Genomic DNA, 21,614 nt, shown 5'->3' on the forward strand with positions numbered 1-21,614 from the left:
CGCGTGGATCCCCTCCCCTGCGGCCTCATCGCGTTCCGCCACGCCCCCGTCCCGCTCTCCGGCGTGTGCTACGGCCGCCTCGACGTCGCGGCGGAGCTCTCCCCCGAGGGCGCCGCGACTACGATCGAGCGCGCGCTCCGCGACCTCGCCCTCCGCCCCGGCGTGGTCTGGTCGTCGCCGCTCTCCCGCTGCGCGCTCCCCGCGGTCGAGCTCGCGGCGCGCCTCGGGGCGCCGCATGCGGTCGACGAGCGCCTCGTCGAGATCGCCTATGGCGCCTGGGAGGGGCGCGCCTGGTCCGACATCGAGCGCGACGATCCGATCGCGTATGCCGCGTGGCTCGACGGCTGGGAGCGCGCCGGCCCGCCGGGGGGCGAGTCGGCGATCGAGGTCGAGGCCCGGGTGCGATCGTTCTGGTGCGCGCTCTCTCCGGCGTGCGGGGCGTCCCCGCACCTCCTGGTCGCGCACGCGGGCGTGCTGCGGGCGCTCCGCGTCGTGGCCTGCGGCGCGTCGTGGCTCGAGGCGATGAGCGCGCCTGCCCCACACCTTGCGGCCGAGCGCTTCCCTCTGCCGGCGTCCGCCGTCTCGCTGGAAGCCCGCTAGTCGCCCATTCCGCGCATCAGAAATCCTGGCAGGACCGTTCCGCGGGGGCGAACCGTCGCGATCCGTCGGATCCTCCGGGGTTTTGCAACCACGATCGCGAGCGCGTCGGCAAGAGCCAGCTCAAGTTCAGCCACGGGGTGGCGAAGCGCGTGATCGAGCGCGGGGAGGCGGTGCTCACCGTGGAGGCTCTCTCGGACGAGCGCTTCCGCAGGAGCACGTCCGTCCACGGCCTGCGGCTGCGGTCGATCGTGTGCGTGCCGATCCGCGCGCACGACGCGGTGCTGGGCTCGGGTCGGACCGGAGCGTCGCCGTGGCCGACGTCCGGGTTGTGTGCTCGACGGACCGGGACCTGCGAGAGGAGGTCGCCCGCGGGCGGTTCCGCGAGGACCTCTACTATCGCGTCAGCGTCACCGAGATCCGCCTGCCGCCGCTACGCGGTCGCCCGGACGACATCCCCGCGATCGCGCAGGCGCTCCTGGAGAAGCTCGCGGCGCGCCAGGGCCGCCCGGCGTTCCGGCTGTCGCGGGGCGCGCTCCGGCGGCTCACGTCCTACGGCTGGCCCGGCAACGTGAGGCAGCTCGAGAACGTCCTGTCGCGCGCGCGTGCTCGCGCCCGACCGATCTCGACCCACCGCCGGATCGAGGAGGAGCGGATCCGCGCCGCGCTGGAGCTCGCCCACTGGAACGTGTGCGAGGTCCCGAGGGCGCTCGGCATCCCGAGGACGACGCGCTACCGCAAGCTCGCGCGCTACGGGCTGCTGCGCCGCGCGTGAGCGGTGAGGCGTGGAGGCGGCTCTGCGTCGCCCTGCAGGGGGCGAATTCGCCCGCCTTGGATGAGCTCCCGCTCGGAGCTCACGAGAGCAGGCGCCGCATCTCGCCAGAATCCTCGATCCACCCGCTCCCGTCGGGTGAGAGGATCTTGATGTAATCCAGCAGGTCGTTGAGCGACTTCGCCTGCTTCGACGTGAAGCCGAGATTATAGCCCTTGTAGGCGTCGAGCACCCTGCGGACGCCGCTGTCGGACGACAGGTTCCCGGGGTCCCCGAAGCCCTCCCGATGCAGGGCGACCACGTTGACGTCATGCTGCACACCTTGCTCCTGATGCGCCTTGATCGTGAAGCTGGGCAGGATGTCCTGGGTGAATTCGAACAAGACGACCACATCACTGGACGACGAGACATCGACGTTGGAGAAACCCCTCACCTTGACCAATGAGGTGGAGACCCAGAGGCGATGGTAGTTGCCGCTGTTGTATTTGAAGTACTCCTGAAAATCGTACTTCGCCGAGCCGCCGATCTTGACCGCCTTCTTCAGCTCCGCCAGTCCGGTTCGTCGGTAGTAGGTCGTCGTGCGGCCTTGATGGATGTTCCCCTTGTAGTTCTCGACAAAGAGCGAGGTGTCGTCCAGATTGCTCGAGCTCGCCTGAACCGTGCTCGGCGTCCCGGCGTCGCGCCGCCCTCCCGCTCCCACACCCGGCACACACGACGCCGCCGTCCAATCGCGCAGCGTGACCGTCGCCGGATGTGATGAGGGCACCACGGCATCGGGCAGTGTGTGCGGCGCCTTCGGCTGCGCCACCGTCGCCGGATGCGGCGGAGTCGAACGAGCCCCTCCAAACGGCCGCTTCGGCTGCACCACCGTGGCCGGGTGAGGCGGCCTCGAAGGAGCCCCTCCAGACAGCCGCTTCGGCTGCGCCACCGTCGCCGGATGCAGCGACCGCGTCCTCTGCGGCTCGTTGGGCTTTTTCGGCGGGCTCGGCGGCATGATCATCGAAGGATCGGCCCCATGCTCCCGGAGCGCCAAATTTTTGGCTGTTCCCCGCCCCACCGGCGGCACCTCTGCTGTTGCCCGCAATCCGGCTACTGCGGCAGATAGATAGAAGCGATCAAGATACGCTAACAGCGGTTCGCCAGGGCGGCGGATCACGCCTACATCCTTTGCCTCGCCGTACATTCTCCACATGTCTGCATGATGGCGCTCCGGCCGCTCTCCGGGGGGCTTCTGGCATCCGTCCCATTCCAGCCCGCATGTCTCACACGTGTCGAGCGACGGGTCGATCTCGATAAGCTCGGCGGCAAACCGCTGGCTCGGTCTGCGCGCGCACGGCTCGACGTCGGGCACGAGCTCGGCTGGTTGCCTCTGAAATTCCACGTGAACACCAGCAGATCGCGCACGAGCGAGGGCTACGCCGCGCCCTCGCGAACCGCAAGCGCGCACCGCGAGCAACGAACCAGGGACGGACTCGGACGACGACGTGCTGGCCCCTCACCTCGCGCCCGAGCGCTTCCCGCTCCCCGCGCCCGCCCTTTCGCTGGCGGCCCCTTGAGGGGCGCGTACCCTCGTCGAGCATGACCCCGCACGAAGAGCTCGCGCTCCTGCTGCGTCCGGCGGCCGGAGGCCTCTACCTCGTCTCGACCGGGCGCGCCCAGCAGCTCGAGGTCCAGCGGCGGCTCTACGGCGCCACGACCCAGGACGAGGTCGCCGCCCGGTTCCGCGCGTCGCTCGACCGGATCGCCGGCGCGCGCGCCATCCTGCTCGGCATCCCCTCCGACGTCGGCGCGGGGTTCCTCCGCGGGTCCAACATGGGCCCGCAGGCGATCCGGACCGCGCTCCTCGACGCCTTCCCGGACTTCCCCGAGCGGGCGCGCGACGTCGGCCTCGTCGACATCGGCGACGTGTTCGTCGTGCCGCAGCTCCTGCACGACGACATGCTCTCGGAGGGCCAGAAGGCCGCGTCGCGCCGCGCCCTCTACCCTGGCGTGCCCGAGCCGGCGGCGTCCCGGCTGCCCGTCGCCCCGCTCTCCATCGCCGAGCGCGCGCTGGATCTCGTCTTCTCGATCAACCCGCGCGTGGCGCCGATCGTGCTCGGCGGCGATCACTCCACGGCCCTCCCCGTCGCTCGCGCGCTCGCCCGCGTACGCAGCGCGCAGCAGAGGCCGTGGGGCATCGTGCAGCCCGACGCGCACACCGATCTCCTCGAGGAGCGGCTCGGGGTCGCGTACTGCTTTGCCACCTGGTCGTACCACGCGAACGAGCTGGTCGGTCGTGGCGGCCGGCTGACCCAGGTGGGGGTCCGCGCCTCGCAGAGGCCGCGCGAGCACTGGGAGAGCCGCTACGGCGTGCGGCAGTTCTGGGCGGCCGAGTGCCGCGCCGATCCCGCGGCGGCGCTCGACGCCATCGTCGCCCACGTGAAGAGCACCGGCGTCGAGGGCGTGTACTTCTCGAACGACATCGACGGCACGGACGCCGCGTACGCCGACGCCACCGGGACCCCGGAGCCGGACGGCCTCACGCCCGACTTCGTTGTCGCGCTGATCCGCCGCCTCGGCCGCGAGGTCGGCCTGATCGGCGGCGACGTCATGGAGGTCGCGCCGGCGCTCCAGCCCACGCCGGAGAGCTCGGCGCGCACGCTCGCGCTCGCTGTGCGCTACCTGCGCGAGACGATCGAGGCCACGCTCGGCCGCGCGCTCGCCTGACGCTCGAGGAGACGCTCGGGGCGGGGCGAGGCGCTCCGGGCTCGGCGCGAGGTGCTCACGGCTCGGACCCCTTCGCCGCGGGCAGGCTGGCGTCCCTGGCCCAGTCGCTCCACGACCCCTCGTAGAGGATCGCGTCCGCGCGGCCGATCGTCGCCAGCGCGAGCAGGTCGTGGCAGGCGGTGACGCCGGAGCCGCAGTAGCAGACCACGGTGGTCGCCTCGAGCGCGCCGATGTCGCGGTAACGCCGCTCGAGCTCCGCGCGCTCGCGGAAAGGCCCGGAAGGCGCGCGGAGGTTCTCCGCGAACGGCGCGGAGCGCGCCCCGGGGATGTGGCCCGGGCGCGCGTCGACGGGCTCTGTCTGCCCCTCGTAGCGCTCGCGGGCGCGCGCATCGAGGATCACCGCCGCGGGATCGCGGCGCAGCCGGTCGACCGCCGCCTTGTCGGCGACCGGCGCGCCCCCGGCGGCGAGCTCCATCCGCGGCGCCTCTGCGACGGCGGGCGCGTCGGTCGAGAGCGGGTGCCCCGCCGCGGCCCACGCCTGGAGCCCGCCGTCGAGCACGCGCCCGCCCGGGTGGCCGAAGTAGCGCAGCAGCCACCAGAGCCGCGCCGCGATGGCGCCGCCCGCGTCGTCGTAGCCGACGACAAGCGTCTCGGGGCCGACCCCGATCCTGGCAAGCGCGCCCGCGAACGCCGCCGCGTCGGGCAGCGGGTGGCGCCCTGGCCCTCCCTGCGCCGGGGCGGAGAGGTCGGCGTCGACGTCGAGGTGCACGGCGCCCGGGATGTGCCCGCGGGCGTACTCCTCGGCGCCGCGGCGACCGCTGAGGTACCAGCGGCAGTCGACCACGCGGACGCGGGGGTCGGCGGCGTGCGCCGCGAGCCAGGGGACGTCGACAAGCGGGCCCGTGGGCACGGAGAGGGGATCGCGCATGCGAGGGAGGGTAGCAGCGCGCGGCTGTCGGCGGATTCCCGGCGCGTCCGGGGCTCGTTGCGGCTCGTCCTCTCCCGGATCGCGTCCTGCTTCTGCCACTCCCCCGGGGCGCCCCACGTCGGCGCGTTCGGCGCCAGCATGCCCCGTCCCGCCACGGTCAGCAGGCCACGCCCCTCTCCCCCTGCCTCCCCCTCCGCGCCTGGCCCGCGCCTCCCTGGCGACGCGACCCTGCTCGGTTCGCACACGCCGACGCGCTCGCCTACAGTCCGCCGTCGCGCGCGATCCGCCCCGAGCCCCACGGGAGGCACCCCTTTGAGCCCCATCCTCTCCCTCTGCGACGGCTACCGACTCGACCTCTCCGACTACGCGCGCACCGGCCTGCGCGTCGGCATCTGGGCCTCGTCCGGCCGGGGCAAGAGCTTCGGCGTCGGGGTGCTCTGCGAGGAGCTGCTCGCGGCCGGCATCCCCGTCGTCGCGATCGACCCCGAGGGTGAGCTCTACACGCTGCGGGAGCGCTTCCGCCTGCTCGTCCTCGGCGGCGCCCACGCGGACCTGCCGCTGCCGTCCGGCGAGCGCGCGGCGGCGCTCGCGCTCGCGCGGGTGCTCGACGAGGGGCTCGGCCTCGTCGTCGACCTCTCCGATCAGCCGACGAACCGCGCCCAGCAGGAGGCCGCGCTCCCGTTCCTCGAGCGGCTCTGGGTCCTCCTGTCCGAGCGCCGCGCGCCCGCGGCCCTCGTGGTCGAGGAGGTGCACATCTTCGCGCCCCAGTCCGGCGCGTCGCTCACCTCGGACATCCTGCACCGCTTCGCCAAGCAGGGCCGCAAGCGCGGCGTCCTCCTCGCCGTCGCCAGCCAGCGCACGCAGGCCGTCTCGAAGGAGCTCATGAGCCAGCTCAACTTCCCGGCGATCGGCGGGTTCGAGATCGAGCGCGACTACGACGCGGTGAAGGCGCTCGTCGACGGCCACACGTTCGAGGAGTTCCGCGCCCTCCCGGCCGGCGAGTTCTTCCTGCCCGCCGCCGGGCGCTTCGCGCGCTGGCGCGCCCGCCACACCGCCCATGGCGGCGACGCCCCGAGCTGGACCGGCGAGGCCGCCGGCCCGCCGCGCGCCGCGGACTCGAAGCTGAGCACGCTGATCGACGAGCTGCGCGAGGCGCTCGCGGACGAGATCGCGGGCGCGAAGGCGCCCGATCCGAGCGCCGCGCTGCGCGCCGAGATCCGCCGCCTCCGTCAGCAGCTCGAGCAGGCCGACGAGGCGCGCAGGGCCGCCGAGGCCGAGGCCGAGCGGCTGCGCGTCGCGCTGCAGGTGGCCGGCGTCGTCAAGGTCGTCATCCAGAGCGAGATCGTGGCGCGCGTCGGCCAGCCCGACGCCGCGCGCCCGCCGGCGGCGCTCGCCCCCGCCGCGCCGCGGGCCCCCGCCCCGGCGGCGCCCGCGCCCGCGCCGATCGGCGCGGCCGTGAAGGTCGTCGCGCGGCCGGCCTCCCCGTCGCTCCGGGATCTCGCGCTGCCGGCCGGGGCGGTGCTCGAGGCGCGCGGCGTCAAGCAGATGGTGAACGCCGCGAGGAGCCACGCGCGGCGGCGCTCACCCCGGTCGGTGACGCACGTCGCCCTGGCCGCGAAGCTGCTCGCCGGCGGCGCGGCGCTCACCGCGGAGGAGCTCGCCGCGCGCGGCGGCTCCCGCAGCCAGGTCGAGATCCGGCGCGCCGTGCACGCGCTCGCCGGGCTCGCCCGCGCGGGCTTCGCGCTGGTCCAGGGCGGCCGCCACGCGCTGAACGAGGCGGCCGTGCTCCGCGCGATCCAGCTCGGCTGATACGGCCTAGCAGCCGGCCACGAACACCAGCCGGACCGTCGCGAGCGTCCCCAGCACGAGCAGCCCCGCGTAGAAGATCCGCCGCTTGCGCCGCATCTGCTCGGGGCTGAGCCCGGTGTCGCCCGGCTCCTCGACGGGCGCCGCCCCCGCGCCGGCGCCCGCCGCCGGCAGCATGCCGGCCGCGAGCGCCGCGCCGGCCGCGCCGGCCGCTGACGGCTTGCCGGCCTTGGGCCCCGCCTCGCCTTCGGCCTCGGCCGCGACGTGCCTCCGCAGGAGCTCTCCTTCCGGCGTGAGCGGCGTCGCGAGCGCGCGCGGGCGCGGCGGCGCGTCGTCCGGGCCGTCGAAATCGAGGTAGTTCACCGACAGCGAGCCCGGGGCCGCGCCGGACGGCCGCGGCGCGCCGCTCCGGCGCGCGGGAGGCGCGCTCCGCCGCGGCTCGGGCGACGACGGACGGCCCGAGGGGCGGTCGGCCGACACGCCGCCCGCCGGTGCCCCCTTCCACGAAAGACCCGGCGAGCTCAGCCCCGGTCCGCTCGCGGGGGGGATCGACGGCGCCGCGTGGCAGCCCGAGCCGCTCGTGGAGCGCGCCTTCGCCAGGTAGCTCTCGATGAGCTCCTTCAGCTCGCGCCGCGCCTCCTGCTCGGCGTCCGGGCCCATCCCGAGGAGGACCTGCTCCAGCGCGTCCGCCAGCGCGCCCGCGCTCGCGGTCCGCTTGTCGACGGAGAACTCGGTCGCCGCGTCGAGCGCGTCCGCGAGCGGCGCGCTCAGCTCGGGCAGCAGCGTCCGCGCGCGGGGGATGGGCGTCGACGCGACCCGCAGGATGAGCTGCGTCTGCGTCTCGGCCTTGCGCACGCGGCTGCCGAGCAGCGTCTCCAGGAGCGTGATCCCCAGCGAGAACACGTCCGCGCGCCCGTCGAACGGCTCGCCGCGCGCCTGCTCCGGCGGCATGTACGGGAGCTTCCCCTTGAACACGCCGCTGTCGGCCTGCTCGCCCCCGCCGCCGGGGACGCGCGCGACCCCGAAATCGGTCAGGCACACGCGGCCGTCCCGCGCGATCAGGATGTTGGAGGGCGAGACGTCGCGATGGACAACCGCGTAGCGCCGCCCGTCCTCCTCGCACAGCGTGTGCACGGCCTCGAGCGCCCTCGCCATCTCCCGGCCGATGTACGCCACGACGCGCGGCGGGAACGCGCCCACCTTCCTGAGCACGCGATCGATGGCCGGGCCGTCGACGTAGTCGAGCGCGAGGTACACCGAGCCCTCGAAGCTCCCGAGCTCGATCAGCCGGACCACGTTCGGGTGGTCGAGCCGCGCGATCACCTGCGCCTCGGCGAAGAACGACTCGCGCGCGTACGCGCCGAGCTCGGACCTCGGCGCCAGCCGCTTCAGCGCGACGAGGCGCCTCGCCTCGAGCGGCCCGTCCTCCTCGGCGAGCCACACCTCCCCCATCGCGCCCTTGCCCAGCATCCGGATGAGCCGGTACTTGCCGGCGAACAGCTCCCGCTGCGGATCGGGCTCGGCGCTCTTGGGGTGGGGGCGTGAGGCGGCCATCTCGTGGGTCTGCGGCGCTCGACCTCGACGACCGTCGAGGCTAGCCCTCCTGCGGCGGGTGGAGAGGGTGCAGGGGAGGCATGCCCGATCCTATCGCCGCCCGCGCGCCGCAGGAATCACCGCGTCCATGCCCGGCGCAGATTCGTCCCGCGCCGGCGCCCACCCCAGCGCACCTGCGGGCGCGCCGCTCACTCCTGCGTGTGCTCCTCGCGGATCGGCTCCCGCATGGTCGTCGCCGGGAACCACTCGAAAAAGCGGTGGATGAGCAGCCGCCGCTCCGGCTCGATGTACTCGAACACGGCGCCCCGGTCGTTGATCTCCCAGAACTCGTTGCTCGTCACGGCCAGGAGCTCCGCCCGGATCGAGCGCAGCCGGTCGGGCCGCTCGTCGCGCATGTCGCGGTAGATCTTGCGCGCGAGCGCCTCCTCGCCCCGCTGCAGGTAGTACGTGGCCAGCTTGACCTGCGCCTTGCGGACGCCGCGGAGCGAGCGCTCCTGCTGGTCGAGCTCGGCCTCCTTGTCCACCTCGAGGAAGATCCGGAGCAGCTCGTCCCGGGCCGGCGCGTGGACGTCGTACGCGCGCTCGTTGAGCACGCACAGGTCGAACGCGACAGTCTCGGTGAGGAACGCGAGGCCCATCGCGTGCGCCGTCTGCGCGTAGTACTTGAAATAGTGGGCGATCTCGAGGACCTGATCCCCCCACCCCGCCTTGAGCAGCTCCTCCGCGAGGTAGCGGTACTGGTTCAGGTTGTTGTAGGCCGCGGCGATGTCCTTCGCGTTGAGCGCCCGGCGCATGTAGGTGTTGAAGAACTTCACCACCACCGCGACGGCCGCCTGGTCGCCGGCGGCGATCGCCGTCTGCCCGATGTAGCGGGTGTCGATCGCGATGCGCGTGATGAGGTCGGGCATCGCGGTGAGCGCCTCGCGGTAGACCATCAGGAACTGGCGGAGCGCCTTGTATTCGAGCCAGGTCCGCGTGGTCGAGAGCTTGCCGAGCGCCTCGGCGTTCATGCTCACGAAGTCGGTGTCCTTGGCGAGGCGGTCGCGGATCTGGAACCAGCGCTCGTCGAGCGTCGCCTTGTGGGGCAGGTACGCGACGACGAGCTCCGACAGCGAGTCGACAGTCTTCGACGCGATCCCCTTGTCCTTCTGGTCGATCGCGTTGAGCGCCACGTCGGCGAGCTGCTCCAGCGCCGAGAGCGCCATCACCCGCCGCTCGTCGATCGCGTCCTCGCCCTCCCCGCCCGCGGGGCGCAGCGCCTGCTCGACGCCGCTCCGCTTGATCCGCCCGACCACGTTGTCGGGCTCGACGAAGTCGAACACGTACCCGAAGTAGGGCGCCATCATGAGCAGGCTCGCGGTGAGCAGCCCCATGGTGACGAGCACGCCGTAGTACGGGACGAACCCGGGATCGGGCGGGCTGTCGCCGCGGATCGAGAAGTTGATCCACAGCGAGAACACCGCGCTGACGACGAAGAAGCCCATCACGAGCATGTTCGTCCGGTCGCGGAAGAACATCTCGGTGATCCGCGGCGTGTACCGGTTCGCCGCGAGCTGCACGATGATGGAGGCGACCGTGATCACGATGCCGAGGATCGCGGCGATCACCTCGCCGATGCCGCCCATGATGTGCTCGGCGTCGCCCGGCGACATGCGCGCGAACACCTCCCAGAACGGCAGCCCCGTGTCCCCGCGCCGCGCGAGCTCGAGCAGGTAGACGCCGGCCAGCGTCGCCATGCTGACGCCGAGCGGATACGTCATCGGCCGCAGCCAGATGCGGACCAAGGCCGCGCCCCTGCGGCGCTGCCCGTCGCCGTCGGCGTCGGCGGCGGTCCGCCCCAGGCTCATGAGGTACTCGCCTGTCGATCGACGCGCCTGACCGCGCGCTTGATCACCACGCAATGGATCCCCCCGCCTGCTCACGCGCTCGCCCCGCCAGGCGGCAGCCCGCCTATTTCTTCTCCGGGGGGCTGTCGAGATCTTCCGCGAGGTAGCTGAGGATCACCTCGTCCAGCGACTTCTCGCTGATCAGGTCCTCACCGAAGATCGAAGCGCCCTCCGCGGGCCGGTTGGTGGCGAAGATGCTGGCCGGGCGCGAGGCCGCGTAGCGCCCGGAGCCGGGGCCGCCCGCGTAGTGCTCGACGGCGACAGTGGCTGCGGGCGGCGCCACGGGCTGCTCCGGGTGGACGTTGCTGTACACCCCGGCGCCCGAGGACGCGGACTCCGTCCGCCGCCCGATCACGGACGCAGGCGGCGGGGGGAGGTCCTGGATCTGCTGGAAGAACGGCGTCTGCGCCTCGGCCGCGGCGCGCTCGAGCGCGTCGAGATCGAGATCGATCGACGGCTGCTCGTGCTTGATCTCCGGGGGCGCCGGGCGCACGGCCCTGCTGCCGGCGAGCGGGCTGGCCTGGCGCCCGCCGCCGACGTTGCCGAGCCCCTGGAGCGCTGCCGGATCCAGATCGAGCCGCGGGCGCGAGCTGGCCGACGCGGGCGCCGGCTCGGCGGCCGGGGCGCGCGGCGGCGCGGCGGCGACGGGCGCGGCGGCCGGCCTGGCCGCCTGCGCGGCGGGCCTCGGCGGCGGCGTCGGCGCCGGGGCGGGCGTCGCGGCGGGCCTTGGCCGCGGGGCCTCGGGCGTGAGGGGCCGCGACGGCGGGGGCACCTTCGGCGCCACCTCGGGCGACGACGGCGCCGGCGGCCGCGCCGGCTTGCTCTGCTCGGCGGCGGGCGGCGCCGCGGCGGCCGCCGACACGGGCGGGGCGGCCGAGTCGTCGAAGAGGTAGTCGAAGTGGCCGTCGCGCAGGGCGATGAACATCGCCTTGTGTTGCTCCTTCATCATCCCGCGCACCGTATCGGCGAGCGTCGCCTGACCGATGTGCTCGGCGTACGACGTCTTCGTCGTCTTCAGGATGCGGCCGCCGTCGGCGAAGAGGTGCGTGATGATGTGAGGATGGCGAATGCCCGAGTCCTCGGTCTGTATGTGGAACAACCGCCCCTTGTGCCGGACGTTGTTGTTGAAGCCGAGCAAGGGCGACGGGGCTTTCACGACAGGCAATCCGAGGGTGGGGAGGTGAGGAGATCGCGCCAGAGCGGAGCGCTCGCCACGGCCGAGACTATCACAGCGCGGCGCGCCCGGAACGATTCGCATCGCGCGTCGTCTCTTCGCCCAGCCCAGCGTCCACGCTGGTCGACGGCCGGGCCGCGCGGGTCCGCGCAGGGTTCACGCCGGGGGCGCACGTCGGAGCCGGCCGGCCGCCGGCCGCGGGCCCGTCATTTCAGGGCAGACAGCGCTCCAGGTCGTCCGCATTGCCTGCCTGGAGGGCGCACGCGACCTCCGCCTGCGTGAGGTCGGCTTCGCAGCGGACGAACCCGCGCTCGCCGGCCGCCTCCCGCGCCAGCGCCTGCCGCTCGGCGACCAGGGACGCGGCGGGCTCAGGCGTGGCCGCGCGCAGGACGAGCTCGACGTAGCGATCGAGGAGCGCGGCGCACGCGTCCGGAGAAGGACGCGGGGCCAGACCGCGGAGCACGACGCGCCCGGCGACCACGCCGACAACGAGCAGCACGACCGCCAGCGTCGCCACGACGTCGGCGCGCGTCGCCGGGCGCGTCACTCCAGGCATCGATCGACCTGCTCCGGGGTCGTCGCCTGCCGGACGCACGCCATCGCCGAGTCCGTGATCCGCCGCCCCACGCACCTGTCGATGAGGTCCTTGCGGGCGTCCCGCACCGCCGCGATGCGCTCCTCGACGATCTTCGGATCCACGATGTTCTGGGCCCGGAGCTCGATCTCCGCGCTCCGATCGAAGATGGCCTCGCACTCCTCGCGGCCCGCCGGGTGCCCGCACCCCGCCGCGAGCGGCAGCCCGACGAGCAAGGCGAGGAACGACGCGAGCCCGAGGGCCGAGCCCCGATCCCGGCGGCCGGAGACAGTGGAGACGGAATGCCGCCTCCTTTGAAGCGAACTGAAGCCAGGGCGGCGACGCATGGCCGCGACGATGGCGCCATGCCTGTCAGGGCGCAACTGTCAGGGCGAGTCGGGGCGGGACCGTGTTCACCGGCCAGGGCGCAACCGTCAGGGGCCAGCCGCGCCCCCCGGCCGGCCGAGCCTGAGTCAAGCCTGGAAAGCTCGCGTCTTGCTGGAACGCCTGTCCAGGTCTGTTAGGATTGCTTTCTGTGCGCAAGGCGAGCGAGCACGGTGACAGCGTGGGCGGCGCTCGAACCGTCCGTGGGGGCTCCGGCGGTGCGTCGCGGCGCACGAAGCCGGGGGCCGTTGCTGGCAGCGGGGGCGAGGTGGGCCTGGAGGACGTCCCACGAAAGAAGCGGCCCAGCAGCGCGCCGCGGCGGCGGACGCCGGCGGCGGCGCTGACGGCCGAGGAGATGCTGCGGCGCGCGCTCGGCGCGGAGACGCCGCGCTCGCGCGCGCTGTGGGCGCGGCGAGGCCTGTCGCTCCGGGGGCCGCTCGACAGGACGACGCAGGCGATGCTGCTGCGGCAGCTCTACCTCGCGTACTTCGAGACGCGCCGCTTCGAGCGGGCGTCCGAGGTGGCCGAGCAGATCGTGGCGCTCGGCGTGCTGAGCGACGTCGCCCACCAGGACGCCGCGCGGGCGAAGCAGGCGCGCGGCGACATCGAGGGGGCGGTGGGCCACCTCCGGCTCGCGGCGCGCACGGGGCCGGCGAGCCGCCGGGCGTTCCACTGGTGGACGCTGGGCAGCGTGTACCACCTGGCGCGCCGGTACGACGACGCGATCGGCGCGCTCACGCGGGCCGCGCGCTGGGGCACGCGGGACAAGCCGCTTTACCAGGGGCACCTCGCCGTCGTGCAGTGCGAGAGCGGCAGGATGGTGGAGGGGCTCGGCGCGCTGATCGACAGGCTCTCCGAGGTCCCGGCGGGCCAGGGATACGGCCGGTTCGTGCTGGGGCAGATGGCTTACTTCGACCGTCGCTGGGACGAGGCCAAGAAATACCTGGAAGCCTTCGTACAGCGGAGCACCTCGGGCAGGGCGGCGGTCGCCATCGCGCTCGGCGGGGAAATCGAGGCGGCGCGTCGGACGCTGGCGGCGATGGCGAAGCGCTGACGGCGGTCCGAACGGAAGACGGGAGGGAGCGCGCCGCACGAGGGCGATCGCTTTGCTATAGAACCTCCGTCATGACCGCTTCGACTCGTCTCCAGGGGAGCGCCGGCGCCGCGCCGGCGGGTCTTCAGCGCGCCGCTCGCGGCGCGCGCGGTACGCTCGGCGCGTCGGATCGCGCGCTTGTCGCGCTGATCGCGCTCGCGGTGCTCGCGTCCCCGGGGCTCGCGCTGGCCGCCGACGAGCCGGATCTGTTCACCCGCGGCCTCCAGGCCGGCCCGCTCTTCGCGGGGCTCGCCGCGCTCGCGGGCGGCCTGCTCACGTGCCTCACGCCGTGCGTCTACCCGATGATCGCCATCACGGTGAGCATCTTCGGGGCGCGGGAGGCGAAGTCCCGGCGCGAGGCGATGCTGCTCTCGACGAGCTTCGTGCTCGGCATCGTCGTGCTCTTCACGGCGATGCTCGTGATCGCGGCGCTCACCGGGAGCCTGTTCGGCAGCGTGCTGGCGAACCGGTGGGTCATCGTCGGCATCGCGATGGTGTTCATCGCGCTCTCGCTGTCCATGTTCGGCGCCTTCGACATGACGCTGCCCGACACGCTGATGCAGCGGCTCTCGCAGGTCGGCGGCATCGGCTACGGCGGCGCGTTCCTGCTCGGGCTGGTGAGCGGCCTTGTCGCCGCGCCGTGCACCGGGCCCGTCCTCACCGGCATCATCCTGTGGATCGGCAAGACCCAGAGCATCGGCCTCGGCGCGCTGGTCGGCGCCACGTTCTCGATCGGGCTCGGCCTGCCGTTCTGGCTGGTCGGCACGTTCGCTGTCGCGCTCCCGAAGGGCGGCAAGTGGATGCTCGGGGTGAAGTCGTTCTTCGGGATCGTGATGCTGATCGTCGCGCTCTATTTCCTGAAGACGACGTTCCCGGCGCTGTCGTCGCTCGCGCGGCCCACGCCGCAGTTCATGGCGGTGATGGCGGGCCTCGTGGCGCTCGGCCTCGCGCTCGGCGCGGTGCACCTGTCCTGGGACGACGGCGGCCTCGGGGTGAAGGTCCGCAAGGGGCTCGGGATCGCGCTCACGGTCGCCTGCGGCTTCCTGCTCGTCGCGAGCCTGGACCTGCCGCGCCTCGCCTCGCCCGTCCCGGCGGCGGTGGCCGGCGAGGCCGCGCCGCGGCAGCTCACGTGGCTGCACGAGGAGCCGGTGGCCGTCGCGAAGGCGAAGGCGGAGAAGCGGCCGCTGCTCGTGGATTTCACCGCGGAGTGGTGCGGCGCCTGCAAGCAGCTCGACAAGGACACCTTCTCGGATCCCCGCGTGATGGCCAAGGCGGGGCACTTCGTCGCGGTGAAGGTCGACGCGACGGACGACGAGGATCCGCAGGTCGACGCGGTGAAGGGCAAGTACCGGGTCGTCGGCCTGCCCACGGTGGTGATCTACGACTCCACCGGGGCCGAACGGAAGCGCTTCAACGACTTCGTCGGCCCGGACGTGTTCCTGGCCGCGCTCGAGGGCATCGAGTAGCGCCGCGGCCATGCGCCCCTCCCTGCCCGCCGCCCTCGCGCGCGGCTTCCTCTGCGCCCTCGGTCTCCTGCTGGTCGTCTCCGGCTGCAGCGTCGGGGCCCCGCCGACCGGCACCGTGGTTGTCGGGGTGACGAGCGAGCTGCTCCCGGGGGTCGACATCGACCGGATGCGCGTGGTCCTGCGCGCGGCGGGCGAGCTCGTGCGCGACGACGTGATGACGCACCGGAGCGGGCAGCTCTTCTTCCCCCGGGAGTTCGCCTTCAAGGACCTCGACGACATGACGGCGGTGGAGGTCTCGCTGGAGGCGTTCGGGGCCGAGGACCCGGACAGGCCGGTGCTCGTCCGCACCGCCATGACCCAGGTGATCGGCGGCCGCACGACGCTGCTGGAGCTGCGCCTCGAGCGGGAGTGCGTCGTCGCGCCCGGGGCCGCCACGTGCCCGGCGCCGCAGACCTGCGTCGCCGGCGGCTGCAGCGCTCCCTTCGTGGATCCCCGGCAGCTCGACCCGTACGACCCCTCGTGGAAGGCGGACGCGGAGCCGGACCTCTGCAAGCCGGGAGGCGCCGGGGCGCCGGTGGTTGTCGTCGGCGAGGGGCAGGCCGACTACTTCCCGCTCGAGGAGCTCGACGAGGTCCAGGTGGAGGCGGGGCCGCAGGGCGGGTACCACATCTTCATCGCCACCCGGGTCAAGAACCTCCGCCGGTCCGGCTCGACCACCGTGGTGAGCGGCGTCGTGCCCGAGCTCGACTACGAGATCGAGCCGCTCAGGGTGATCTTCACCCTGGACCAGGACGAGGGCGGCTTCTGCAAGCTCTCGGGGCTGCGGTTCCGGCTGGACGGGGAGCGGGAGATCGAGGAGCTGCTCGGCAAGGTCGTGGACGTCGAGGTGACCGTCACCGATGCCGACGGGGACACCGGGACCGGCAAGCGCAAGGTGACGCTCTCGCAGACAATCCTGTAGCCGGGGTCACTCGCGCGCGGCGCGCCAGCGCGTCATCCAGCCGCCGGTGAGCAGATCGAGCGACGCCTCGGCTTCGAGCGCCTCCAGCGTCGCGGCGCGGTGCTCCTCGGGGCTCCGGCCCGGGTCGGCAGCGAGCGCGACGGCGCGCTGCCACGCGAAGAGCAGCTCGATCACGCGCGCCGTGAGCTTCGTTTGCAGCTCGGTGCGCTCGCGGCGGAGGCGCTCCAGGGCGATCTCCTCATCGACGAAGACCAGGCGGTCGAGCCGCCAGGTCGCGCGCGCCTCGAGCCAGAGGCTCGTGCCGCCGGAGGCCGTCCTGCGCGCCGGGTCGTACTCGGTGGGCGCCAGGTTCTCCGCCTCGTCGACGAGGCGCGAGACGCGGAGCCGGAGCTCCGGGAGCAGCGACGACGTCCGGGCGCGCGAGGCGAGCGCGTCGATGCGCGCCCCGGGGTCGAGCAGGCGCGCCTGCCGCAGCGCCGCCTCGACGGCCGCGCGCGCCATCGCCGGCGTCACCCGGACCGGCAGCGGGAGCTGCGGCTCCGCCTCGGCGGGCGGCGCGGGAGGCGCCTCGGGGAGCTCGAGCGCCGGCGCGGCGCGGGGCGCGCCCGGGGCCTCGGCGGCAGGCTTCAGCCGGGGCGCTTCCGGCTCGGCGACGGCGGGGGAAGGCGGCGCGCGCGGGCGATCGGACGTCCGCTCGAGGGGGATGCTCGCGAGCAGCATGCCGCTGACGGAGCGCTCGCCGCGCTCGAGCCGAGCGACCCCGAGCTGGACCGCGATCCAGAGCGGCTGCGCGCGCCCCGGGGACGCAGCCCAGAGCTCGTGGGGCGCGGTGTCGAGGCGGTCCATGCGCGCGTCGAGCGCGGTGGGCTCGTCGTCGGAGGGGAGGTCCGCGCGCGCCTGCGGCGCGGGCAGGGCGCACGCGAGCGCGCCGAGGAGGAAGAGGGCGGAGCGGTGGAGGGATCGGTGGTTCGTTCGCACGCGAGCTGGGTCGACCGCCGCGCGCCGCCAGTTGCGTGCGGCGCGCTGCGCGGTTCGCTCAGCGGCCCCCGGACGGCGCGCGCGCCCCGGTGGCGAAGCTTCGCCAGAGCCCGGTTCCGCCGCCCAGGGGGCGTGCCCATCCCGCGCCCGAGCGCAGCTCGCTGCCGCCGCCCACGCCTCGCAGCTCGCTGCCGCCGCCCACGCCTCGCAGCTCGCTGCCGCCGCCCACGCCTCGCAGCTCGCTGCCGCCGCCCAGGGACCGAGCCCCCTCGGCGCCGATGCGCCGGAGCGCCTCGCTCGCGTGGGGCGGACCGCCGGGCCCGAGCCCGGGGCCGGCGCCCCCGCCGCCCCGCCGACCGAGCTCGCTGGCCCCGCCGCGGGTCGCCGCGACAGCGTGCGCGATCGCCTCCGGGGTGGGCACCGTCCCCGAGGGGAAGCGGGGTGGGCCCTCGCTGGTCCCGCCGCGGGTCGCCGCGACAGCGCGCGCGATCGCCTCCGGGGTCGGCGCCGTCCCCGAGGGGAAGCGGGGAGGCTCCGCGCTCGGGGAGAGGCGCCCCGTCCCCGCGGCGCCGCCCGGCGCGCCGTGGCTGGTCGTGCCCACGTCGACAGCGGGGCCCTGGAGCGGCGCCCATGCGGCGGTCTCGGGTGCGGCGCCGTGGGGCGAGGCCGATGCGGTGGCCTCGGTGCGCGCGTCGCCCGCCTCGAACGCGACCGCCTCCGCCGATGCGCCGGGACTCGCGGAGGGCGCAGCCGCCGCCTCGTCGCGGCTCGCCGCCGGCGTGGCAGCGTGCGGAGCGGCGTCGCGGCCCCGGGCCGGCGCGGCGGCCTCGGCGACAACGTCGCCACGCGCGACGGACGCAGCCGCCTCCGCAGCGACGTCGTCGCCGCTCGCGGCCGGCGCGCTCGAAGGCGGCGCAGGCGCGATCGGCGGCGCTGCGTGCGGCGCCGCTCCTGCCACGGCGGCAGGCGTCCCGCCCCCGCCGCTGACCCCCGAAGGTTCCTCGGACACCGTGACAACGTCGAGCGCACCGGACGCCGGGGAGCACACATCGCCGGCGGCCCCCTCGACGTGCGGCTCCGGATCGCTCGCGGCGATGAGGCTGCCCGACGGGATCTCGTCCGGCAGCGCCGCGGGCCCGGAAGCAACGGGCTCTGCTGGAGACGGCCTCGGCGCGACCGGCAGCGCGCGTGGCGCGGCGACCTCGAGGCCCACCGCGAAGGGCTCGAACACGTCGCCAGCGAGCCAGCCTGTGCACATCCGGAGGTGCGCGCCGGCCGGGATGTCGCGCACGAACATGTCCCCGAAGAGCGCGTCGATCGCGAGGTCGCGCTGCTCGACCACGGGCCTCTCCCAGCTCGGGAGCACCGCGACCACGCGGACCACGAGCTGCCCATCCGACCGACGCGCGCGCGCTCGCGCGAGCGTCCTGGGGCGCACCTCCCAGTAGAGGTAGAGCGTCTCCGGATCGACGGCGAGGCCGACGATCTCGTCGACGTCGTACCGCGCCGGCATCTCCGCCCGCTCGTCCTGCACGATGGCCGCGAGGCTCAGCGCCGCGCCCGCGCGGCTGTCCTCCGCGACCGGCGATGCCTGCGCCGGAGCCTCCGCGGGCGGCAGGTCTCGCGGCGACGGCACCGGAGCGACGGCGGGCGCTTCGGAGACCGCCTCGGGCTCTCCGGCCTGCCCGTCGGCGGCCGGGGCCTCGACCAGCGCGACAGGGCCGGGTGCCTCCGCGCCCGCGACGTCGGCGGCCTCCGGAGCAGCGCCTTTCGTGGCCTCCGCGCCCGCGGCCTCTGCGTCTGCGATCTCCTCCGCGGCCTCTGCGTCGGCGATCTCCTCCGCGGCCTCTGCGTCGGCGATCTCCTCCGCGGCCTCTGCGTCGGCGATCTCCTCCGCGCCGACGTCCTCGTCCGTCTCCTCCTCGTCCTCCTCGTCCGTCTCCTCCTCGTCCTTCGCCCCCGCCGCGCCCGTCCCCTCCTCTTGTTCGCGCTGCGCCTTCTCGATCAGCCGCGCGCGGAGCTGCCGCGCCTCCTCGTGCTGCGGCGCGCGCGCCAGGATCTCGTCGAGCACCGCGATGGCGCGGGCCGTGTGCCCCTGCGAGGCGTAGATCTCGGCCAGCGTCGTCGTGGGCAGCGGCGTCGGCGCGGGCGGCGGCCACTGCTCGGGCGGGGGCTCGCCGCGCAGCGCGCGCGCGGTCTCCGGCATGTGCAGGCCGCGCTCGACCACGCGCGAGAGCAGATCCCGCGCCCGCCCGAGGAAGCCGCGCAGGCGCGCCCGCTCCGGCTCGCTCTGCGCGGCGCGCGCCAGGATCTCGTCGACGAGCTCGGCCTTCGTGAGCACGCGCGGCCGCGGCACCCCGAGCCCCTCGGCGCGCGCTATCAGCTCCTCCCGCGTCAGCCCGTCGAGCTCCCGGCGCTCCATCGCCGTGGACGCTACCACATCCGACGCGCGACCACCGTCGCGCGCCGCCGGGCGCCGCTCAGCGAAACGCGCCCTCCGCCGCCGGATCCTCGACGAGCGACGCGAGCCGCGCGCGCGCGGCCTCGGCGTCGCGCGCGATCTGCTCCTTGAGCTCCGGGAGCCCGGAGAACCGCCGCTCCTCGCGCAGCCGGGCGATCAAGTGCACGCGCAGCGAGGCGCCGTAGAGATCCTCGTCGACGCCGAAGAGGTGCACCTCGAGGTTCGGCCGCGCCTGCTTCGACGCGTCGACCGTCGGCCGCACGCCGAGGTTCGCCACGCCGCGGGCGAGCGCGATCGCGCGGCCCGACGGGGTCACCCGATCGACGAGCGTCGCGTAGACGCCGAACGGCGGGAGCGCCTCCGCGATCTCGTCGATGTTGCACGTGGGGAAGCCGATCGTCCGGCCCCGCTTGGCCCCCTGCGCGACGACGCCGGACAGCATGTGCGGGCGGGACAGCATGTGCTCGGCCGCGCCGAGGTCCCCGCGCGCGATGGCCGCGCGGACGCGGGTGCTCGACCACGCCCCCTCGGCGTCGCCGACGAGCGGGTGCGACCGCGTCTCGAAGCCGAGATCCTCCCCGAGGCGCCCCAATGTCGTGAAGTCCCCGGCGCGCCCGTGGCCGAACCGGAAGTTGGCGCCGACGAGCACCACGCGCGCGGCGAGCCGGTCGAGCAGCACGCGCCGCACGAACTCCTCCGGCGTCTGCGCCGCGAACGCGCGGTCGAACGTCACCACGTCGACCCGGATCGCCGGCTGCACGCGGCGGATCAGCTCGATCTTGCGCGGCAGCGCCGTCAGCGTCGGCGGCGGGGTGCGGCCAAGGACGCTCGCCGGGTGCGGCGCGAACGTCAGCGCCACCGGATCGAGCCCCCGCCGCTCCGCGTCGAGCGCCGCGTCGGCGAGCAGCGCCTGGTGTCCCCGGTGAACGCCGTCGAAGTTGCCGATGATGACGAGGCTGCCCCGCGGCTCGACCGCGGCGCGCCCACCCTGCCCGCCCGCGGCGGCAGCGAGATGCTCCACAGCCGCTACCTAACCCGAAGCCACGCCGAACGAAAAGCGGTGGGAAGCGAGCCGGGAAAGAAGCCGCGGGCACGATACGCCCGTACAGCCGAGCGTCCGGTGGACGGAGTCGCTTGACGGCCCCATGCCAGGCTGATAGAGCCGCGCTCCCGCAAATGGGCTGGAGGCGCGCCGTGTTCAAGAGAGTCAGTATCTTCTCCGGCAACGCCAATCTCGCGCTGACCCAGGAAATCTGTCAGGTCCTCGAGCAACCGATGGGGAAGTCGCGCGTGTCGCGCTTCTCGGACGGCGAGACGTTCTGCGTCATCCAGGAGAACGTCAGGGGCGTCGACACCTATGTCGTGCAGCCCACCTGCTCGCCGGTGAACGACAGCGTGATGGAGCTCCTGATCATGGTCGACGCGCTCCGCCGCGCCTCGGCCGGCTCGATCACGGCGGTCATCCCGTACTACGGCTACGCCCGCCAGGACCGGAAGGTCGCGCCGCGGACGCCGATCACCTCGAAGCTCGTCGCCGACCTCATCGTCGCCGCCGGGGTGAACCGGATCGTCGCGCTCGACCTGCACGCCGGGCAGATCCAGGGCTTCTTCAACATCCCGTTCGACCACCTGTTCGCGATGCCGGCGCTGCTCGACCACCACCTCCGCGAGAACTACGGCAAGGACGTCGTCATCGTCTCGCCGGACGCCGGCGGCGTGGAGCGGGCCCGCGCCTACTCGAAGCGCCTCCAGGGCACGCTCGCGATCATCGACAAGCGCCGCGAGCGCGCGAACGAGAGCGAGGTCATGAACATCATCGGCGAGGTGGCCGGCAAGAACTGCCTCATCCTCGACGACCTCATCGACACCGCCGGCACCCTGGTCAACGCCGCCAACGCCCTGATGAAGCAGGGCGCGAAGAGCGTCGCCGCCTGCGCGACGCACCCGGTCCTGTCCGGCCCGGCGGTCGAGCGCATCAAGGAGTCGCCCCTCACCGAGGTGGTTGTGACGAACTCGATCCCGCTCACCGAGGAGGCGAGGGCCTCCGGCAAGTTCAAGGTCGTCTCGGTGGCGCGGCTGCTCGCCGAGGCGATCCGCCGCATCCACCACTCGGACTCGGTGAGCTCGCTCTTCGTCTGACCGGCCGAGCGCGCCCGGCGGCCGCCTTGGGCCTCCGGGGTGACAGGTGCGCAGGCGACGCAGGTCGCCCCCGCGCCCCTGCCACAAAACGCGCCCACCGGCGACGAAGACTCGACTTTCTCTTCTCCGTTTTGC

18 protein-coding genes are annotated in these 21,614 nt (G+C 74.0%); 8 read left to right on the forward strand and 10 right to left on the reverse strand.

Features of this window, described 5'->3' with window-relative positions:
• Positions 1–3 precede the first annotated feature (3 nt).
• Complete coding sequence (locus WMF42_RS34280) at positions 4–600, forward strand: histidine phosphatase family protein (RefSeq protein ID WP_437687167.1); 597 nt, start codon at positions 4–6, stop codon at positions 598–600.
• A 250-nt stretch (positions 601–850) separates the two neighbouring features.
• The gene (locus tag WMF42_RS34285) at positions 851–1,372 is read left to right on the forward strand and encodes a sigma 54-interacting transcriptional regulator (RefSeq protein WP_437687169.1); all 522 of its coding nucleotides are present in this window, start codon (positions 851–853) and stop codon (positions 1,370–1,372) included.
• Between the two features lie 79 nt (positions 1,373–1,451).
• Here WMF42_RS34285 and WMF42_RS34290 read toward each other — a convergent pair whose 3' ends face one another.
• Positions 1,452–2,720 carry a hypothetical protein gene (locus WMF42_RS34290; protein WP_437687171.1) on the reverse strand — a complete coding sequence of 423 codons (1,269 nt, stop codon included), beginning with the start codon at positions 2,718–2,720 and terminating at the stop codon, positions 1,452–1,454.
• A 227-nt stretch (positions 2,721–2,947) separates the two neighbouring features.
• On the opposite strand from WMF42_RS34290, the gene WMF42_RS34295 reads away from it, so the two are divergent.
• A complete protein-coding gene (locus WMF42_RS34295) occupies positions 2,948–4,075 on the forward strand; it encodes an arginase family protein (protein ID WP_437687173.1) in 1,128 nt (375 codons plus the stop codon).
• A gap of 55 nt (positions 4,076–4,130) precedes the next feature.
• Here the strand turns inward: WMF42_RS34295 and WMF42_RS34300 are convergent, their stop codons facing one another.
• The gene (locus WMF42_RS34300; protein WP_061612662.1) at positions 4,131–5,003 is read right to left on the reverse strand and encodes a sulfurtransferase; all 873 of its coding nucleotides are present in this window, start codon (positions 5,001–5,003) and stop codon (positions 4,131–4,133) included.
• Positions 5,004–5,315: 312 nt separating this feature from the next.
• Here WMF42_RS34300 and WMF42_RS34305 point away from each other — a divergent pair, with 312 nt between their 5' ends.
• Positions 5,316–6,812, forward strand: coding sequence for a helicase HerA domain-containing protein (locus WMF42_RS34305; RefSeq protein ID WP_437687175.1), 1,497 nt, complete (start codon positions 5,316–5,318; stop codon positions 6,810–6,812).
• Between the two features lie 6 nt (positions 6,813–6,818).
• Here the strand turns inward: WMF42_RS34305 and WMF42_RS34310 are convergent, their stop codons facing one another.
• From WMF42_RS34310 to WMF42_RS34330, 5 genes are all read right to left on the reverse strand, one after another.
• Positions 6,819–8,363, reverse strand: coding sequence for a serine/threonine protein kinase (locus WMF42_RS34310; RefSeq protein WP_437687180.1), 1,545 nt, complete (start codon positions 8,361–8,363; stop codon positions 6,819–6,821).
• 188 nt (positions 8,364–8,551) lie between these two features.
• Positions 8,552–10,210 carry a DUF2254 family protein gene (locus WMF42_RS34315; protein WP_233562552.1) on the reverse strand — a complete coding sequence of 553 codons (1,659 nt, stop codon included), beginning with the start codon at positions 10,208–10,210 and terminating at the stop codon, positions 8,552–8,554.
• Positions 10,211–10,313: 103 nt separating this feature from the next.
• Complete coding sequence (locus tag WMF42_RS34320) at positions 10,314–11,405, reverse strand: hypothetical protein (RefSeq protein ID WP_437687182.1); 1,092 nt, start codon at positions 11,403–11,405, stop codon at positions 10,314–10,316.
• A 229-nt stretch (positions 11,406–11,634) separates the two neighbouring features.
• Positions 11,635–11,979: a hypothetical protein gene (locus WMF42_RS34325; RefSeq protein WP_155798195.1), complete on the reverse strand. Its 345-nt coding sequence runs from the start codon at positions 11,977–11,979 to the stop codon at positions 11,635–11,637.
• Complete coding sequence (locus WMF42_RS34330) at positions 11,967–12,344, reverse strand: hypothetical protein (protein WP_155798196.1); 378 nt, start codon at positions 12,342–12,344, stop codon at positions 11,967–11,969. Before WMF42_RS34330 ends, WMF42_RS34325 begins: the two co-directional genes overlap by 13 nt.
• Before the next feature lie 188 nt (positions 12,345–12,532).
• Between WMF42_RS34330 and WMF42_RS34335 the strand changes: the two genes are divergently transcribed.
• The 3 genes from WMF42_RS34335 (at position 12,533) to WMF42_RS34345 (ending at position 15,901) form a co-directional block, all read left to right on the forward strand.
• The gene (locus WMF42_RS34335) at positions 12,533–13,435 is read left to right on the forward strand and encodes a tetratricopeptide repeat protein (RefSeq protein WP_233561267.1); all 903 of its coding nucleotides are present in this window, start codon (positions 12,533–12,535) and stop codon (positions 13,433–13,435) included.
• A 71-nt stretch (positions 13,436–13,506) separates the two neighbouring features.
• Positions 13,507–14,940 (forward strand): protein-disulfide reductase DsbD family protein, encoded by a 1,434-nt coding sequence (locus tag WMF42_RS34340; protein WP_061607037.1) that lies wholly within the window; start codon positions 13,507–13,509, stop codon positions 14,938–14,940.
• 10 nt (positions 14,941–14,950) lie between these two features.
• Positions 14,951–15,901, forward strand: coding sequence for a hypothetical protein (locus WMF42_RS34345; protein ID WP_061607038.1), 951 nt, complete (start codon positions 14,951–14,953; stop codon positions 15,899–15,901).
• Between the two features lie 6 nt (positions 15,902–15,907).
• On the opposite strand, the gene WMF42_RS34350 is transcribed toward WMF42_RS34345, so the two are convergent.
• From WMF42_RS34350 to ribF, 3 genes are read right to left on the reverse strand one after another with little or no spacing between them, the layout of a single operon-like run.
• Positions 15,908–16,879, reverse strand: a complete 972-nt coding sequence (locus WMF42_RS34350; protein ID WP_061607039.1) for a hypothetical protein — start codon at positions 16,877–16,879, stop codon at positions 15,908–15,910.
• A 58-nt stretch (positions 16,880–16,937) separates the two neighbouring features.
• Positions 16,938–19,301 carry a DUF4912 domain-containing protein gene (locus tag WMF42_RS34355; RefSeq protein WP_437687186.1) on the reverse strand — a complete coding sequence of 788 codons (2,364 nt, stop codon included), beginning with the start codon at positions 19,299–19,301 and terminating at the stop codon, positions 16,938–16,940.
• 58 nt (positions 19,302–19,359) lie between these two features.
• Positions 19,360–20,361, reverse strand: coding sequence for a riboflavin biosynthesis protein RibF (gene ribF / locus WMF42_RS34360; RefSeq protein WP_061611039.1), 1,002 nt, complete (start codon positions 20,359–20,361; stop codon positions 19,360–19,362).
• A gap of 173 nt (positions 20,362–20,534) precedes the next feature.
• On the opposite strand from ribF, the gene WMF42_RS34365 reads away from it, so the two are divergent.
• The gene (locus WMF42_RS34365) at positions 20,535–21,479 is read left to right on the forward strand and encodes a ribose-phosphate pyrophosphokinase (protein WP_061611048.1); all 945 of its coding nucleotides are present in this window, start codon (positions 20,535–20,537) and stop codon (positions 21,477–21,479) included.
• The last annotated feature ends 135 nt before the right edge of the window (positions 21,480–21,614 follow it).

The sequence above is a fragment of the Sorangium sp. So ce176 genome (genome assembly GCF_051519835.1).
Classification (GTDB): domain Bacteria; phylum Myxococcota_A; class Polyangia; order Polyangiales; family Polyangiaceae; genus Sorangium; species Sorangium cellulosum_G.

Excerpts from the sequence above, each read along its gene's own strand:
- WMF42_RS34295 (WP_437687173.1), top strand. The coding sequence starts at position 2,948 with ATGACCCCGCACGAAGAGCTCGCGCTCCTGCTGCGTCCGGCGGCCGGA.
- WMF42_RS34300 (WP_061612662.1), bottom strand. The coding sequence starts at position 5,003 with ATGCGCGATCCCCTCTCCGTGCCCACGGGCCCGCTTGTCGACGTCCCC.
- WMF42_RS34310 (WP_437687180.1), bottom strand. The coding sequence starts at position 8,363 with ATGGCCGCCTCACGCCCCCACCCCAAGAGCGCCGAGCCCGATCCGCAG.
- WMF42_RS34315 (WP_233562552.1), bottom strand. The coding sequence starts at position 10,210 with ATGAGCCTGGGGCGGACCGCCGCCGACGCCGACGGCGACGGGCAGCGC.
- WMF42_RS34325 (WP_155798195.1), bottom strand. The coding sequence starts at position 11,979 with ATGCCTGGAGTGACGCGCCCGGCGACGCGCGCCGACGTCGTGGCGACG.
- WMF42_RS34330 (WP_155798196.1), bottom strand. The coding sequence starts at position 12,344 with ATGCGTCGCCGCCCTGGCTTCAGTTCGCTTCAAAGGAGGCGGCATTCC.
- WMF42_RS34340 (WP_061607037.1), top strand. The coding sequence starts at position 13,507 with ATGACCGCTTCGACTCGTCTCCAGGGGAGCGCCGGCGCCGCGCCGGCG.
- WMF42_RS34345 (WP_061607038.1), top strand. The coding sequence starts at position 14,951 with ATGCGCCCCTCCCTGCCCGCCGCCCTCGCGCGCGGCTTCCTCTGCGCC.
- WMF42_RS34355 (WP_437687186.1), bottom strand. The coding sequence starts at position 19,301 with ATGGAGCGCCGGGAGCTCGACGGGCTGACGCGGGAGGAGCTGATAGCG.